We start from the raw sequence: 15,327 nt of genomic DNA, 5'->3' as shown, positions 1-15,327 counted from the left end.
TTTTATCCGCGGCGTGATTGCGCGCGCGTGCCGAGCTTGATCGATTGATGTTGCGGATACGCAACATCATCGGCCGATGCGATCGGAATGATCCGTCGCTGGCGATCGCTCGCGGCGAAACGCGGCGTCCGACTTCGCGACAAACGATCCGCAACGCAACTGTGCATGACCATCGCATCGATCGGCTTGGAATGTGTCGCCGTGCCACTTGCAACAGCGTCGATGCGCACGGCGAATTCGGCATTACCGATTTGTGGCAGTGGCATGTGCGCAAGGCTGTCGTTGGCGACGTGTTCGGGTACCGAAACCAGCCGCATCGGTGTACCGGGCGTGCTGGGTTCGCGCCGTGGATGCGTCGAAAGGCGGTCGGGTATATCGCCCACGCCGGCCGGCTGCCTCTCCAGCCGGCCAGCTGTCTTTCCAGATCGAGACTGACCGCGAATTCCGCGGCAGTGGCGGGCTGGTGCCCCCTTTGAAAAAGGGGGCGGCATCCGTGCAGCGGATGCGGGGGATTTGCTTTTGATCTTGCTCGTTCGGCTGGCGTTGCCTCAAAGCAAAAGCAAATCCCCCTCGCCCCCCTTTTACAAAGGGGGGAACGGCAACGGCAAAAGCGGCGCGGCTAGTTCGCCGAGCCGCTTGCGCTCGGCGCGGCCGCAGCCTTCGCCGCATCTTCCTGCTCGAGCACCGACAAACGCTCGAGGTTCTGCATCGACACCAGGTGCGTGTAGATCAAGCCGAGCGCACCGGTGCGCAACAGGTCCGGAATCACCGCGTCGCCGAGCTTGAGCAGGCGCTCTTCGGAAACCACATAGACGCCGCCGAGTTCGCGCTGCTGGCCTTCCCCGCCGAAACGGATCACGCGCTGCTCCAGCAAGTCCAGTTCCTTCAGGCGCGCGGTGAACGCCGCGGTGCGCTTGAACTCGCTGTGGAAGTCGGACAGGAAACCCATCGCCCGTGCGAGGTTCTCGCTGTCTTCGCCGTCTTCCTTGAACAGCAGGTCGCCGTCCTCTTCCGACAGGCCGTCGTAGGCCATGTCCACGCAGACCGTCAGCGTGCCGCTGTCGCGGTCCTCGGCCAGCATGAACGGGTATTGGCGCAGGAACGCCGGCACGTAGCCGCGCTTCCAGCGCGAATTCTCATCGACATACAGGTTGTGCTGGTTGCGCAGGCCGACCACCACCGCCGGCAGAAAATCGCCGTTCTCCAGGCGCGCGAACACGATCGTGTACTCGGACGCGGCGTGCGGGAACTCGACCGTGGTCAGCGGCACCGAATTGAGCTGGGCGGCGAAACGGGCATTGTGCGTGGCCGTGCGCAGGCGCAGGCGGCGATGGGTGTGGCGGTTCAACGGTACGACGCGGTCGTAAATCAGCATGGTGTTCCAGTTCCTGGTGGCTAAGCCGGGGCGAGGTCCCGCCGCCGGGGCGGGTGCGGCGAAGATGCGCGATCAAGGTGACAGTTACAACGCCAGGAAGACATGCCGCCCCGACCCGGCGGCATCGGCAAGGCCGGCGCATAGCATCGTCGGCGTGGCCCAGGCACTCATAAAAAGCCACTTTCGCGTGCATTGACGCCTGTCAAAGGTGTCATCACATCGGCTCCCATATCGTGATTTGCGGCACACAAAAGACCTGTGTGCCCTTTATGCGAGAGGGGAACAGGCTTTGTTCAAGGTGTCATTGCGGGAACACGCTCTGTTGAGCGTGCTGGTGGGACTGCAGCGCGGGGTGCAGCCGGAAACCAGCCATATGAAACATGCGCTGATCGAGGACGGGCTGGCCCTGAGCCAGGACGGCCGGCTGTCCCTGTCGGACGCCGGCACCACCTTGCTGCAGGCCTTGCAGCATATGGTCTGGGCCGAGGTCGAATCGCTGCAGCAGGTGCTGGCCAACAAGTCGCAGGCGCCCAGCGACGAGGTGCTGCGGATGACCCGGGTGCGGCCGAATCCGACGCTGGAGTAAGCACGGCTCGCGGCGGCGCGCGCGGATGCAACGGCCGCCGGCCAGTTCATCGATCGCGGACGCCGGCTGCCGCCCTCACAGCTTCGGCCACAGCGATTGCCCGACCCGCCAGCCGATCACGATCGCCAGCAGGCCCAGGCCGACATGCGCCGCGATCGTCAGCGCCAGCCAGTCGTAGCGCGCCGCGCGCAGCAGCGCGAGCAGGTCCACGCCGAACGCCGAGAACGTGGTCAGGCCGCCGAGCACGCCGGTCAGCAACAGCGCGCGCCAGAAATCCGCATCGTCGCGCTGACCGAGCCAGACCAAGAGCAAACCCGCGCACAGGCAGCCGACCACGTTGACGCACAGGGTCGACAACGCCGGCCACGGCGCCGACGCGCGCGGCAGCAGCGCATTGGCGCCGTGGCGCAGCATCGCGCCGAACGCGCCACCCAGGCCGACGGCAAGCAATTGCAGCAAGGCGGTGCGGGTCATCCGGTGGCTCCCTGGGTGCTCGAATGGCGCCGGTGCAGGCGGTGGTGCAAGCAACGGCAACAACAACAACAACAACAACATCGACATCGACATCGACGATGCAGCGTCAATACAAACAGCGTCGCAAGTCCGAAATATTTTGTGGGAGGGGCTTCAGCCCCGATGCTTTTCGCTCAGATTGCCTGGGTGCACCACTCCTGAGCGAAAAGCATCGGGGCTGAAGCCCCTCCCACAAAAGACCTCGCGGCTACGCTGCGCTTGCGAATTCATTCGTCGTCGCCCTCACCCCGCGCCTGCTCGCGCTGCGCCCGCAACCGGCTCAGCTTCTCGCGCAGCTTGATCTCCAGCCCGCGCTCGACCGGCTGGTAATACACCCGCTCGCCCATCGCATCGGGAAAACCGGTCTGATCCAGGGCGATGCCGCCCTCGGCATCGTGGTCGTACTGATAGCCCTTCGAATACCCCAACTGCTTCATCAGCTTGGTCGGCGCATTGCGCAGGTGCAGCGGGACGTCCTGGGTGCCGTGCTCGACCACGTCGCGCTTGGCCGCGTTGAACGCGGCATACGCGGCATTGGATTTGGCCGTGCTCGCCAAGTAGATCACCACCTGGGCCAGGGCCAGATCGCCCTCGGGGCTGCCCAGCCGGTCGTAGGTGTCCCAGGCGTCCACCGACATCTGCAAGGCACGCGGATCGGCCAGGCCGATGTCCTCGACCGCCATCCGGGTCAGGCGCCGCGCCAGGTAATGCGGGTCGCAGCCGCCGTCGAGCATGCGCGCGAACCAGTACAGCGCCGCGTCCGGATTGGAACTGCGCACCGACTTGTGCAACGCCGAGATCTGGTCGTAGAACTGCTCGCCGCCCTTGTCGAAGCGGCGGGTGCGGTCGGCCAGGACTTGCGCCAGCGTGTTCGCGGTGATTGCGCCGTCTTCGTCGGCGGCCAGTTCGGCGGCGATTTCCAGCAGGGTCAGCGCGCGTCGCACGTCGCCGTCGGCGGCGGTGGCGATCTGCATCAGCAACTCGTCCTCGACCCGGATCGTCTGCTCGCCCAGGCCGCGCGTGGGGTCCTGCAACGCACGCCGCAAGGTCTGGGCGATGTCGTCGGGCGACACCGCCTCCATCACGTGCACGCGGCAGCGCGACAGCAGCGCCGAATTGAGTTCGAACGAAGGGTTCTCGGTGGTCGCGCCGACGAAAACGATGGTGCCGCGTTCGATATGCGGCAGGAACGCGTCCTGCTGGGTCTTGTTGAATCGGTGGACCTCGTCGACGAACAGCACCGTGCGGCGGCCGTCGGCGAAGCGGTGCGCGGCCTCGGCCAGCACCTGGCGCACCTCCGGCAAACCCGACAGCACCGCCGAGATCGCCTTGAACTCGGCGTCGGAGTAATGCGCCAGCAGCAGCGCCAGGGTGGTCTTGCCGCAGCCCGGCGGGCCCCACAGGATCATCGAATGCACGCGTCCCGACTCGACCGCGCGGCGCAAGGCCGAGCCCGGCGCGAGCAAGCGGCGCTGGCCGACCATTTCGTCCAGGGTGCGCGGGCGCATGCGCTCGGCCAGCGGACGCAGGCCGTCGCGATCGACACTGAGCAGGTCGGGGCGGTCGGCGGCGGTCGGGGTGGTGCGGCGGGCCACTGCTCGAAGGGGTCCTGTTGCAGGTTCGCGGGGGCGGACACGATAACAAGATCGGCCGCGGCGGGATGCGAATGGGGTTTGCCGGATGCGGCCGGCGCGGCCGCGGCCCGGGCCGGCGCGGGGCGTAATCCGCTGCGCGAGCGACGGCGGGCCGCGGCCGTGACGGCGCGTTGCGCGGGCCGCCGCGGCCTTCCTGCGCCGGCATCCCCGTCCTCCTGGCCGACATGCGCCGCTCGGCAACCGCCCACATCCGCACTCACACGCCCACAGCCACGGCGTTGATACCCGTATGCGCGCCGCGCATCGGCAGCCGCGCGACCGCTTCGCGCGCCGCAGCCATCACCTTCCTTGCCGATGGAGCCCGACGGATGGCGAATTTCGACCTGTATCTCCCGCAACTGCTCAAGTTCGAAGGCGGCTGGGTCGACGACCCGGCCGATCCCGGCGGCGCGACCAATCTGGGCATCACCCTGAGCACCTTCCAGCACTACGCGCATCCCCTGCTCGGCGTGGCGCCGACCCTGGCCAACCTGCGCGCGCTCGACGCCGCGCAGGCCGGGGCGATCTACCGCAAGATCTACTGGGATCCGATCGACGGCGACGCGATCGAACTGCAGTTCCTGGCCGAGATCGTGTTCGACTTCTCCGTCAACGCCGGCTTCCACGCGATCGCGCTGTTGCAGCAGTTGCTCGGCCCGCCACTGACCGCTGACGGTCGCTTCGGTCCGCAGACCCTCGGCGCGCTGCAACGCGCCGATCAGGCCGCGCTGTACGTGCGCTATCGCCAGGGCCGGATCGACTACTACCGCAACCTCGCCGGAACTCACCCGGTGCTGCGCCGTTTCCTCAGCGGCTGGCTCAACCGGGTGCTGTGGTTTCCGCCGCAGGTGCCGAGCAACGCAGCGGCCACGCCGGGCAAGGCGAACAACGGCCCCGGACGCTGGGCCGCGTCATCCATTTTCGATGCGGTGAGCGGGAGCCGGACGACGACGTGACGTCGCTCGCCTTCGTTGCGTTTAGCCGCTCTCTTGCCGATGCAAGCGCAAAGCGCAATCGCGAACGCGCTCGTTCCCACTGCATCGTTCGTCGGGCACCGCATGCCTCGCACCTGACGATGCTGCCGACAACGCCGCATCGCTCAAGCCGCGCCCAGAAACTCCAGCACCGCGGCGGCGAACTCCTCCGGGAACTCGATATTGCCCAGATGCACCGCCGGCAGCACCAGAAGTTTCGCGCCCGGCACCGTCGCCGCGATCGCGTCGCTGTGACTGGCCGCGGTCACGGTGTCGTATTGGCCGGCGATCACCAGCGTGGGGCGATCGATCAGCGCGATCGTGCGGCGCAGGTCGGCGTCGCGCACCGCCGCGTACGAACCGGCCAGCCCCTGGCGATCGGTCGCCAGCAGCATGGCGCGGAAGGTTTCGACGATCGGTAGCCCGGCGTCGAGCATGGACTTCGGAAACCAATGGCCCAGGAACATCTGCGCGGTCTCGCCCATGTCCGCCGCGCCCAGCACCGACGCGATGCGTTCGTCCCATTGCCCGGCCGGGCCGAGATAGGACGAGGTGTTGCTGAGGATCAGGCGGTCGATCCGCTCCGGCGCATGCACGCCGAGCCACTGGCCGATGAAGCCGCCCAGCGACAAGCCCAGGAAATGCACGCGCTCGATATTCAAGGCATCGAGCAATTCGATCGCATCGCGGCCCAGGCGATCCATCGAATAGGCTCCGAGCGGAACCCCGGACGCGCCGTGGCCGCGGGTGTCGTAGCGCAGGACGCGGAAATGCCGGGCCAGCGCCTCGACCTGCCCATCCCACATGCGCAAGTCGGTGCCGATCGAATTCGACAGCATCAGCACCGGCAGGCCGGCCGCGCCGTCGATGCGATAAGCGATGCGGGTGCCGTCGCCGGCGGTGACAAAAGACAGGTCGTTCATGATCGGCGCCTCTGGATACGGTGCTTGGAAGCGCCGCGCCGGATGTCGCCGGCCGGCTCGCCTCTGCAACGGCGGTTGCCGTGGCGACCAGAGTGATTGCGGCCGAGCCGAACTGATATTACAAAGATCGCACACACTTTGTAAGAAAACCGGACATGAGCGCTTTCACCCTGCACGACCTGCAATGCTTCGATGCGGTGATCCGCGCCGGCGGCTTCCAGGCGGCCGCGACCGTGCTGCACCGCTCGCACCCGGCGGTGTTCGCCGCGGTCGCCCGGCTGGAAACCCAGCTCGGCCTGCGCCTGCTCGACCGCAGCGGCTACCGCGTGCAACCGACCGACGCCGGCCGCTCGCTGCATCGCCGCGCCCAGGCGCTGCTGCGCGAGTCCGAACAACTGCGCTCCCATGCCGCGCAACTGGCCATGGGCGAGGAAAGCGAACTGCGGGTAGTGATCGGCGACCTGTGCCCGCGCCCGCAGTTGCTCGCCCTGCTCAGCGCCTTCTTCAGCCAATGCCCCGGCACCCGCCTGCACCTGCACTTCGAAGCGGTGACCGGCCCGTGGGAGCGCCTGTTCGACGGCGACGCCGACCTGATCGTGCACCGCATCGACAAGACCGACCCGCGCCTGGAATGGATCGACCTGTGCACGGTCCCGCTGCTGCCGGTGGTCGCGCCGGGCCTGCTGCCGTTTCCGGTCACCCGCGCGATCACCCCGGCGCAGATGCGCGATGTCACCCAATGCGTCATGCGCGACACCGCGCGCCATTCGCCCGACATCAACTACTTCATGATCGAAGGCGCGCACCAGTGCGTGGTCGCCGATCAACTGATGAAGAAGGAAGTGATCCTGCACGGCATGGGTTGGGGTCACCTGCCGCGGTTCCTGATCGAACAAGAGCTCGATGACGGCCGCCTGCAGTCCATCGCCGGCCGTCATCTGCCGGGCGGTAGCGAGGAACTGGTCGCGGCGCGGCGCAGCGATCGGCCGCAGGGGCCGGTGGCGAACCGGTTGTGGGACTGCATTCGCGAACGCGCGCCGCGATTGCGGGCCGAACTGGAGCCGGCGGCATCCTTGGCGCGCAAGCGCGCGAGCGCCGGCAAGCGACGCGGCGCGCGCGCCTGAGCCTTCTCGTCCAGTTCGATCGCCTCCAGCGAATCGCACACGACCCAACGCCTGTCCAGGGTCAACACCAACTTCTTCTCGCTGCCGTCCAGCGTAGGCGGCGGCACCGCATTGACCCGCAACACGCCGCTCAACGCCTGCGCCAGCGCCTGGATCACCGCGTCCGGCCCTCGCGCGAGCATGCCGTTGCCGCTGGCCAGCAAGCGCTAGGAACGCTCGGCCGGATAGCACAGCACGCTGGCCGGGTCGCGCCAGCCTTGCGACGACGACGCGATCGCCGCATGCACGGCCAGACAGACCTCGCCGGCCGAAGCGGCCACGCTGGAAAAGAACAACTGCGACTGCGGTCCCTGGTGATTGAGCCGCAAGGGATGACTGGAATCGCACGCGATCTCGCGGACGCCGCCGAGTTGGCAATGCGCCTGCGTCGGCGAGCGGCAATGCAATTCGACCCGGCGCCGGCGGCAGGACTGATCCCAGTGCTCGAATTCCACCGTGATCGCCAGCAATTCGTCGCGTGTCCAGTGCATCGCGGTCAGCCATGCTTCGGAGCGTTCGCGGATCTTGCAAAAGTGCGGCGAGGTTCATCGCACTGAGCGTCCGTGTCGATCGCCGGGCCTGGAACCTCACGATAACGACCGGCCGCGCGCCGCGACGCGTGAGCCGCCGCGATGATGCGGCAGCTTGCGCACACCCCGCATCGACGTGGGCGCGATGCATCGCCCCTACAATCGCATCCAGCTTCGCCAACCCCGCAGTGGCGTCCGACCGAGCCAGACCATGCCCTCACCCGTAACGATCCGCCCCGCCCGCCGCGAAGACCGCGCCGTCCTGCTGGCGATACTCGCCGAAACCTTCGCCGACACCTGGCGCCCACAGCTGAGCGCCGCGGCGATCGACGACTACCACCGGCGGCGCGTGGCCGAGACCTTCGTCGATACAGTCCTGCCCGCGTTTCTGGTCGCCGAACTCGACGGCGCGGTGGTCGGCTTCGGCAACCGCGACGCCGGCTTCGTCGATTCGCTGCACGTGGCCGCCGCCGGGCGTCGGCGCGGTGTCGCCCGCGCCCTGATGGCCGGGCTGGAGGCGCAGATGCGCGCCGACGGCATCGCGCTGGCGGCGCTGGAAACCGATACCTTCAACGAAGGCAGCCAGCGGTTGTATCTCGCGCTGGGCTACGTCGAGGTGGCACGTTATCCCGACGAGGAGTGGAACAGTGGCCTGACCACGATCCGTTACGAGAAATCGCTGACGCCTTGAGGCACGGCGCACGCCCGTTTCGTTACGCGGCATCCATCGCGAACGCCAGGCAATAAAAACGCGGGCCGAAGCCCGCGTTTCTTGTTCGCTGCGCGGTGCTGCGCGCCTCAGCCTTCGCCGATCACATCCACGCCCTTGGCCGGGGTGTATTTGAAGGTGCTCGCCGGGAAGCTCGGGTTGCGCTTCCAGCCGCTGAAGCTGATCTCGGTCTTCTGGCCCAGCGCGTCGACGATTTCCATCTTGGCCAGGCCGCTGGCGTTGAAGCCGAGCTTGGCGTTGCGGAAGCTGGCATCGCCCGGGGTCTTGGGCTCCAGCGCCAGCCAGTTCAGACCGCTGCGGCTGCCGTTGTCCTTGACCACGAACATCGCATCGAGCTTGCTCGGGTCGATCAACGCGGCAAGCGGGCTGTTCTGTTCCTCGACGCCTTGCGGGCGCACGCTGACCTGCTGCAGGTCGGGCTCGTAGACCCAGACCTTCTTGCCGTCGGCGACGATCAGCTGCGGGTAGGGCTTGGTGTATTCCCAGCGAAACAGGCGCGGCGCCGACAGCGCGACCTGGCCACTGGAGGATTCCTTGAGCTTGCCGTTGGTGTCGAACACCTGCTGGGCGAACTGACCGTCGAGCCCCTTGAGGCCGCGGGTGAAGCTGCCCAGGTCCTCGCGCGCGCCGGCCGTGGCGGCGCCGGCGAACAAGGCCGTGGACAGCGAAAGCGCGATGGCGGCATGGCGGACGAGACGGTTCACGGGAAGCTCCTCAATGACGATGGCGGCAGTGTGAACAGGCGAGCCTGAACGCGGTATCGACGCCGGGCCGCGCGGTTTACCGGGCGCAATGGAAGGTCTTTTGTGGGAGGGGCTTCAGCCCCGATGCTTTCCGGTCAGGTAGCCCGAACATTCGGCACTGCTGATCGAAAAGCATCGGGGCTGAAGCCCCTCCCACAAAAGACCTCGGCGCCTGCAAGCGGCCAGCGCTTGCTTCTAGCGACGCTTACCCGGCAACCGTTTACTTCGGCGGCGGCGGCGCCAGCACGCTGCGGTCGCCGTTGTGCTCGGGCGGGGTGACGATGCCGGCCGCTTCCATCGCCTCGATCAGGCGCGCGGCGCGGTTGTAGCCGATCTTCAGGCGCCGCTGCACGCCGGAGATCGAAGCACGACGCGTCTCGGTGACGATGCGCACCGCCTCGTCGTACAGCGGATCGGATTCGTCGCCGCCGCTGCTCGCGGTTTCCGGCAGGCCGGTCGCGCCGACCACGGTGCCGTCGCCCATCGTCTGCACTTCGTCGAGCACGCCTTCGATGTAATCCGGGCGGCCGCCGATCTGCTTGAGGTGCTCGACCACGCGATGCACTTCCTCGTCCGACACGAAGGCGCCATGCACGCGCTCGGGCATCGCCGTGCCCGGCGGCAGGTACAGCATGTCGCCGTGGCCCAGCAGGGTTTCCGCGCCGGACTGATCGAGGATGGTGCGCGAGTCGATCTTGCTCGACACCTGGAACGCGATGCGGGTCGGGATGTTGGCCTTGATCAGGCCGGTGATGACGTCGACCGACGGACGCTGGGTGGCGAGGATCAAGTGAATGCCGGCCGCGCGCGCCTTCTGCGCCAGACGGGCGATGAGTTCTTCGACCTTCTTGCCGACGATCATCATCATGTCGGCAAATTCGTCGATGAAGATGACGATGAACGGCAAGGTCTCGAGCTGGCGCGGCGCTTCGTCCAGGTCCGGATTGGGCTTGAACAGCGGGTCCATCATCGGCTGGCCCGCGTCCTCGGCGTCGCGGACCTTCTTGTTGAAACCGGCCAGGTTGCGCACGCCGACCATCGACATCAGCTTGTAGCGGCGCTCCATCTCGGCCACGCACCAGCGCAGGCCGTTGGCGGCTTCCTTCATGTCGGTGACGACCGGCGCGAGCAGGTGCGGGATGCCTTCGTAGACCGACAGCTCCAGCATCTTCGGGTCGATCATCAGCATCCGCAGTTCTTTCGCCGAGGCCTTGTACAGCAGGCTCAGCACCATCGCGTTGACCGCGACCGACTTGCCCGAGCCGGTGGTGCCTGCGACGAGCAGATGCGGCATGCGCGCCAGATCGGCCACGGTCGGCCGCCCGGCGATGTCCTTGCCCAGCGCCAGGGTCAGCGGGCTGCCGGACTTGTCGTATTCCTTCGAACGCAGCAGCTCGGACAGGAAGATCATTTCGCGGGTGGTGTTCGGCGTTTCCAGGCCGATCACCGACTTGCCCGGGATCACGTCGACCACGCGCACCGACTTGACCGACAGGCCGCGCGCGATGTCCTTGTCGAGCGAGCTGATCTGGCTGACCTTCACGCCCGGCGCGGGCTGCACTTCGAAACGGGTGATGACCGGGCCGGGGTACGCGCCCATGACCTGGGCATCGATGCGGAAATCCTTGAGCTTGAATTCGATCTGCCGCGACAGGGTTTCCAGGGTTTCTTCGCTGTAGCCCTTGGGCTGCGGCTTGGGATCGTCGAGCAGCGCCAGCGGCGGCAGGCCGCTGCCGTCGCCGGTGTTGAACAGCGGGATCTGGGTCTCGCGCTTGGCGCGTTCGCTCTTTTCCACCACCGGCGCCGGCGGCGGTTCGATCTTGACCTTCTCGCGCTTGGAGCGCAGCTCGGTGTCGACCTTGCGCGCTTCCTCGCGCTCCTCGCGCATGACCTGGGTCTGGCGCCATTCGGTCGCCTGCTGGCTGCCGCGGCGGAACAGCTTGCTCAGCACCGGGCCGAGCGCCAGGGTCCACTGGCCCAGCTTGTCCATCACCGCGAACCACGAGATGCCGGTGGCCAGGGTCACCGAGATCAGCAGCAGCGCGAGCAGGAACAGATTGCCGCCGACCGGGCCGAAGCCCGAGTACAGCGAACGCCCGACCAACTGGCCCAGGATGCCGCCGCTGCCGGCGGAAAAATCCTCGGCCGGGCCGAAGCGCAGTTGCAGCAGGCCGGTCGCGGAGACCAGGAAACCGACGATGCCGATCAGGCGCAACGCCGGGCCGAGATCGGCCTCGCCGTCGCCGTCGGTGTCCATGCCGAACAGGGCGATCCAGGCGATCGCGCCGAGCATGATCGGCAACAAGAACGCGACATAGCCGCACAGGTAGAGCAGCACGTCGGCGATCCAGGCGCCGACCCGGCCGCCGAGGTTGTGCAGCGGCGCGGTGATCGAACCCGAATGCGACCAGCCGGGGTCGTTTGGCGAGAAGGTGACCAGACTGGCCAGCAAGTACAGCAGCAGCGGCGCGATCACGATCAGCGCGATGTCGCGCATGAGGCGCTGGCGCTTCGGGGACGGCGCGTTTTTCACCGCTTCGGGTGGCTTGGCCTTCTTGCGACTGGCTGTGGGAGCGGACGCCACCGTGATGTGCTGCCTTAGGATGGTTTCGTTAGTTGTTGAATATACAGGAAAGGGCTGCAATCGGCGTGTAGGCGCCTAGCGCTGGCCGGCGCCTGTTCCCGCCCGCCCCGCAACGCTATTCGCCTTGCCCCAGCGCCAAAAACGAAGGGCGGCCAGCGAACGGTAGCATCAAGCCCCGTCCCCTTGCCGCCCCGCGCTGGAACCCGGTCGGATCGGCCGAACCGATTCCCGATTCCCGACTCCCGATTCCCGGCTGTTACAGCTTCATGCCCTGCAACGCCGGATGAATCAGCTGGCCGCCTTCCACATTGATGCCGCGCACCAGCGCCTGGTTGCCGCGCCACTCGCCGCCGGCCAACTTGTTGACCCACGGCAGGATCGCCGCACAGATCGCCTGCGAGGAGGTCTGCGGCACCGCGCCGGGCATGTTGGTCACGCAGAAGTGGGTCACGCCCTCTTCCACGTAGGTCGGCTCTTTCCAGGTGGTCGGACGCGAGGTCTCGAAGCAGCCGCCCTGGTCGATGGAGATGTCGACCACCACGCTGCCGTCTTCCATGCCCTTGAGCATTTCGCGGGTCAGCACGTGCGGCGCGCGTGCGCCGGTGACGAGCACGGCGCCGATGACGAGGTCGGCCGAAGCCACTTCGCGCGCGACCACGTCCACGTACGGGAACAGCGTGGTGACGTTGTTGCCCAGGCGCATCATCTGCTCCATGCGGTCCTGGCGCATTTCAAACACGGTCACGTTGGAACCGCCGGCCGCGGCCAGCGCCGCCGACGCGCCGCCGGCCTGGCCGGCGCCGAACACCACGACCTTGCCGCGCTCGGTCGACGGCAGGCCGCCGAGCAGCTTGCCCTTGCCGCTCATGGGCTGGTGCAGCAGGTGGGTGCCGACCTGCACGCCGATCTTGCCGGCGATGATCGACATCGGCGCCAGCAGCGGCAGGTCGCCGTTGGGCAGCTCGACGGTCTCAAACGCCACGCCGGTCAGGCCGATGTCGAGCAGTTGCTTGGTCAGGGTCGGCTCGGCGGCCAGGTGCAGGTAGCAGAACAGCAGGTGATCCTTGCGCAGGTGCTGCAGGTCGCCGGCGATCGGCTCCTTGACCTTGACGATCAACTCGCCCTTTTCGTACAGCGCCGCCGCGTCGGGCGCGATCTTCACCCCCAGGCGGATGTAGTCGGCGTCCTTGAAGCCGCTCTTGATGCCCGCGTCCTGCTCCAGCCAGACCTCGTGGCCGCGATTGACCAGGTCGCCGGCCGCGGCCGGAACGAGCGCGACGCGCCCTTCGAGAGTCTTGGTTTCCTTCGGTACGCCGATACGCATTGCAATCTCCGGTGCGGCCTGGAAAAACGCCGCATGCGCGGCGCCCCTGGCCATGTTGTCTTGAGTGTCGTGTGGGGGAAGTGTCGCGTCTGAGCTTGGGATCTGACTTGGAATCGCTGAGCTTGGCCGCTGTGTCTGATGGGAGTCGCGTCGGAAGCGTGTGACCGGCGAGCCATTGCAAGGAACGCCGTTTGTCGAATCGGTGCCTCTAAGCGGGCCGACCCGGCGGCCTTTGTACGACCATCGCCCGGCAATACGCCAGCGTGCGCTTTGGCGGTTCGCTCGCAGCGCCGGCCTCGTGCCGTGGCACGCACCGTTGCATCGGCGCGATACGCCTTGTGTTGCCGGGACCGCGCCTCCAAGCTATGCCCTGTTCCGGAATCTTCTACACGCCGGCGTATGGCCGAAGCTGAGGATTCCTTCTGCGCTCAGCGCATTCCCAACTGCCCGCGATTATATACATGACCCCTTCGAAGCACTCCCGTGTCGTCATCCTCGGTTCCGGCCCGGCCGGCTGGACTGCCGCCGTCTACGCCGCCCGCGCCAACCTCAAGCCGCTGGTGATCACGGGCCTGCAGCAAGGCGGCCAGCTGATGACGACCACCGAAGTCGACAACTGGCCCGGCGACGCGCACGGCCTGATGGGTCCGGATCTGATGACGCGCATGCAGGCGCATGCTGAACGCTTCGATACCGAGGTCGTGTTCGACCACATCCACACCGCGGATTTGTCCAAGCGCCCGTTCCGGCTCAAGGGCGACAGCGGCGACTACACCGCCGATGCGCTGATCATCGCCACCGGCGCCACCGCCAAGTACCTCGGCCTGCCGTCGGAAGAAGAATTCAAGGGCCGCGGCGTGTCCGCCTGCGCCACCTGCGACGGTTTCTTCTACAAGGACCAGGACGTGGCGGTGATCGGCGGCGGCAACACCGCGGTCGAAGAAGCGCTGTACCTGTCCAACATCGCCCGCAAGGTCTACCTGATCCATCGCCGCGACACCCTGCGCGCGGAGAAGATCATGCAGGACAAGCTGCAGGCCAAGATCCAGGCCGGCAAGATCGAACCGGTGTGGCATCACACCGTCGAGGAAGTGCTCGGCAACGACGCCGGCGTGACCGGCGTGCGGGTCAAGTCGGTGCAGGACGGCTCGGTCCGCGACCTCGCCGTGCATGGCCTGTTCGTCGCCATCGGCCACACCCCGAACACCAGCCTGTTCGAAGGCCAACTGGCGATGAAGAACGGCTACCTGACCATCGAGACCGGCCTGGACGGCAACGCCACCCGCACCTCGGTCGAAGGCGTGTTCGCCGCCGGCGACGTCGCCGACCAGGTCTACCGCCAGGCCATCACCTCGGCCGGGTTCGGCTGCATGGCCGCGCTGGACGCCGAGAAGTTCCTCGACAAGGACGCCTGATCGATGGCGCACCGGTCCGGGAAATGGCTGGCGCTGACCATCGCGCTCGCGGCATGCGCACCCGGATGGGCTTCGGCCGCCAATCCACCCAATCCGGTTTGCCTCAACCAGGCAGAGTTCATCGAACAGGGGCGGCAGACCGTCAGCCCCGCTGCATTCAAGCTGATGTACGACCCTGCCGCGAAGTCGTCCTTCCTGCAAATGTTCAAGGCGCTGTTCGAACAGCGCAACGTGGTTGAACAGGCCGCGCAGTCTGGCGATGCCAAGGCCCGCGCGTGGCTTGGCGTGATTTGGGCGCAGTGCCGGTTGGATGGCTTCGAGTACGCGCCGGAAAAGCTCGAACGCGGACTGGAGTATCTCAATATTGCCCAGGCCAATGGCGACAGTGAAGCGCCATATTTGCTCGCCATGTATCGAGTCCTGGGCTGGGACGGCCAACCCGCCTCCTTGCTAAGGGCTTATCCGCTGATGGTCGAAGCCGGAAAGCTCAAGCCCCGTGCGCAGGCCGATGGCGTCGCCAAAGAGCCCGGCGACGATCAAAAAAGCAGCGCCGTTTACACCATCGCACTACAAGACCTGCTCGAAGCGCGCTTGAGTTCGGCCAAGAAACTCGTCAACTCGCCCTCCGCCACACCGATCAAGGTGATCGCGCGCTACCCAACCTGCGAAAAGAGCGTGCAGCTTGAGCCGACGCCCGAGACGGTCAATCGCGAAGCCGTGCTCAACCTGCTCAACGGCGTCGCTGCGATGCTTCCTGTCGACGGCCTGGATTGCAGTCAGCCGGCACTACGGGTGCCTTTGACATTCGGCGCTGCGGCAAAACCTTGATCCGA

General features: G+C 66.8%; 14 protein-coding genes and 1 pseudogene. 6 read left to right on the top strand and 9 right to left on the bottom strand.

Annotated elements, in window-relative coordinates; all coding sequences use genetic code 11:
* Positions 1-2: 2 nt before the first annotated feature.
* Both KME82_RS12205 and KME82_RS12200 read right to left on the bottom strand, forming a co-directional pair.
* Complete coding sequence (locus tag KME82_RS12205; RefSeq protein ID WP_215498741.1) at positions 3-317, bottom strand: hypothetical protein; 315 nt, start codon at positions 315-317, stop codon at positions 3-5.
* Between the two features lie 302 nt (positions 318-619).
* Positions 620-1,375 carry a SapC family protein gene (locus KME82_RS12200; protein WP_215498740.1) on the bottom strand — a complete coding sequence of 252 codons (756 nt, stop codon included), beginning with the start codon at positions 1,373-1,375 and terminating at the stop codon, positions 620-622.
* Positions 1,376-1,697: 322 nt separating this feature from the next.
* Here KME82_RS12200 and KME82_RS12195 point away from each other — a divergent pair, with 322 nt between their 5' ends.
* The gene (locus KME82_RS12195) at positions 1,698-1,961 is read left to right on the top strand and encodes a hypothetical protein (protein ID WP_215498739.1); all 264 of its coding nucleotides are present in this window, start codon (positions 1,698-1,700) and stop codon (positions 1,959-1,961) included.
* Positions 1,962-2,036: 75 nt separating this feature from the next.
* On the opposite strand, the gene KME82_RS12190 is transcribed toward KME82_RS12195, so the two are convergent.
* Complete coding sequence (locus KME82_RS12190) at positions 2,037-2,435, bottom strand: fluoride efflux transporter FluC (protein WP_215498738.1); 399 nt, start codon at positions 2,433-2,435, stop codon at positions 2,037-2,039.
* Positions 2,436-2,701: 266 nt separating this feature from the next.
* Positions 2,702-3,982: a replication-associated recombination protein A gene (locus KME82_RS12185; RefSeq protein WP_215499056.1), complete on the bottom strand. Its 1,281-nt coding sequence runs from the start codon at positions 3,980-3,982 to the stop codon at positions 2,702-2,704.
* A gap of 455 nt (positions 3,983-4,437) precedes the next feature.
* Here KME82_RS12185 and KME82_RS12180 point away from each other — a divergent pair.
* A pseudogene (locus KME82_RS12180) lies at positions 4,438-4,959 on the top strand (glycoside hydrolase family 108 protein); the annotation flags it as partial.
* Between the two features lie 248 nt (positions 4,960-5,207).
* Here KME82_RS12180 and KME82_RS12175 read toward each other — a convergent pair.
* Positions 5,208-6,005 (bottom strand): alpha/beta fold hydrolase, encoded by a 798-nt coding sequence (locus KME82_RS12175; RefSeq protein ID WP_215498736.1) that lies wholly within the window; start codon positions 6,003-6,005, stop codon positions 5,208-5,210.
* 155 nt (positions 6,006-6,160) lie between these two features.
* Here KME82_RS12175 and KME82_RS12170 point away from each other — a divergent pair, with 155 nt between their 5' ends.
* Positions 6,161-7,129 (top strand): LysR family transcriptional regulator, encoded by a 969-nt coding sequence (locus KME82_RS12170; protein ID WP_215498735.1) that lies wholly within the window; start codon positions 6,161-6,163, stop codon positions 7,127-7,129.
* Positions 7,130-7,335: 206 nt separating this feature from the next.
* On the opposite strand, the gene KME82_RS12165 is transcribed toward KME82_RS12170, so the two are convergent.
* Positions 7,336-7,659 (bottom strand): hypothetical protein, encoded by a 324-nt coding sequence (locus KME82_RS12165; RefSeq protein ID WP_215498734.1) that lies wholly within the window; start codon positions 7,657-7,659, stop codon positions 7,336-7,338.
* A 250-nt stretch (positions 7,660-7,909) separates the two neighbouring features.
* Here KME82_RS12165 and KME82_RS12160 point away from each other — a divergent pair, with 250 nt between their 5' ends.
* A complete protein-coding gene (locus KME82_RS12160) occupies positions 7,910-8,389 on the top strand; it encodes a GNAT family N-acetyltransferase (protein ID WP_215498733.1) in 480 nt (159 codons plus the stop codon).
* Between the two features lie 107 nt (positions 8,390-8,496).
* On the opposite strand, the gene lolA is transcribed toward KME82_RS12160, so the two are convergent.
* From lolA to KME82_RS12145, 3 genes are all read right to left on the bottom strand, one after another.
* Positions 8,497-9,132, bottom strand: a complete 636-nt coding sequence (lolA, locus tag KME82_RS12155; protein ID WP_215498732.1) for an outer membrane lipoprotein chaperone LolA — start codon at positions 9,130-9,132, stop codon at positions 8,497-8,499.
* Between the two features lie 259 nt (positions 9,133-9,391).
* Complete coding sequence (locus tag KME82_RS12150; RefSeq protein ID WP_252255800.1) at positions 9,392-11,704, bottom strand: DNA translocase FtsK; 2,313 nt, start codon at positions 11,702-11,704, stop codon at positions 9,392-9,394.
* Positions 11,705-12,011: 307 nt separating this feature from the next.
* Positions 12,012-13,079 carry an alanine dehydrogenase gene (locus tag KME82_RS12145; RefSeq protein WP_215498730.1) on the bottom strand — a complete coding sequence of 356 codons (1,068 nt, stop codon included), beginning with the start codon at positions 13,077-13,079 and terminating at the stop codon, positions 12,012-12,014.
* Between the two features lie 461 nt (positions 13,080-13,540).
* On the opposite strand from KME82_RS12145, the gene trxB reads away from it, so the two are divergent.
* Positions 13,541-14,494 carry a thioredoxin-disulfide reductase gene (gene trxB, locus KME82_RS12140; RefSeq protein ID WP_215498729.1) on the top strand — a complete coding sequence of 318 codons (954 nt, stop codon included), beginning with the start codon at positions 13,541-13,543 and terminating at the stop codon, positions 14,492-14,494.
* A gap of 3 nt (positions 14,495-14,497) precedes the next feature.
* Positions 14,498-15,322: a hypothetical protein gene (locus tag KME82_RS12135; protein WP_215498728.1), complete on the top strand. Its 825-nt coding sequence runs from the start codon at positions 14,498-14,500 to the stop codon at positions 15,320-15,322.
* The last annotated feature ends 5 nt before the right edge of the window (positions 15,323-15,327 follow it).

Origin of the sequence: Lysobacter capsici, assembly GCF_018732085.1 — a bacterium.
Classification (GTDB): domain Bacteria; phylum Pseudomonadota; class Gammaproteobacteria; order Xanthomonadales; family Xanthomonadaceae; genus Lysobacter; species Lysobacter capsici_A.
This window is presented reverse-complemented; position numbering and strand designations above follow the sequence as displayed.

Bases quoted from the DNA above. Each gene is read 5' to 3' on its own strand.
- KME82_RS12205 (WP_215498741.1), bottom strand. From the start codon at position 317: ATGCGGCTGGTTTCGGTACCCGAACACGTCGCCAACGACAGCCTTGCG.
- KME82_RS12160 (WP_215498733.1), top strand. From the start codon at position 7,910: ATGCCCTCACCCGTAACGATCCGCCCCGCCCGCCGCGAAGACCGCGCC.
- KME82_RS12190 (WP_215498738.1), bottom strand. From the start codon at position 2,435: ATGACCCGCACCGCCTTGCTGCAATTGCTTGCCGTCGGCCTGGGTGGC.
- KME82_RS12145 (WP_215498730.1), bottom strand. From the start codon at position 13,079: ATGCGTATCGGCGTACCGAAGGAAACCAAGACTCTCGAAGGGCGCGTC.
- KME82_RS12165 (WP_215498734.1), bottom strand. From the start codon at position 7,659: ATGCACTGGACACGCGACGAATTGCTGGCGATCACGGTGGAATTCGAG.
- KME82_RS12135 (WP_215498728.1), top strand. From the start codon at position 14,498: ATGGCGCACCGGTCCGGGAAATGGCTGGCGCTGACCATCGCGCTCGCG.
- KME82_RS12175 (WP_215498736.1), bottom strand. From the start codon at position 6,005: ATGAACGACCTGTCTTTTGTCACCGCCGGCGACGGCACCCGCATCGCT.
- KME82_RS12185 (WP_215499056.1), bottom strand. From the start codon at position 3,982: ATGCGCCCGCGCACCCTGGACGAAATGGTCGGCCAGCGCCGCTTGCTC.
- KME82_RS12170 (WP_215498735.1), top strand. From the start codon at position 6,161: ATGAGCGCTTTCACCCTGCACGACCTGCAATGCTTCGATGCGGTGATC.
- KME82_RS12200 (WP_215498740.1), bottom strand. From the start codon at position 1,375: ATGCTGATTTACGACCGCGTCGTACCGTTGAACCGCCACACCCATCGC.
- trxB (WP_215498729.1), top strand. From the start codon at position 13,541: ATGACCCCTTCGAAGCACTCCCGTGTCGTCATCCTCGGTTCCGGCCCG.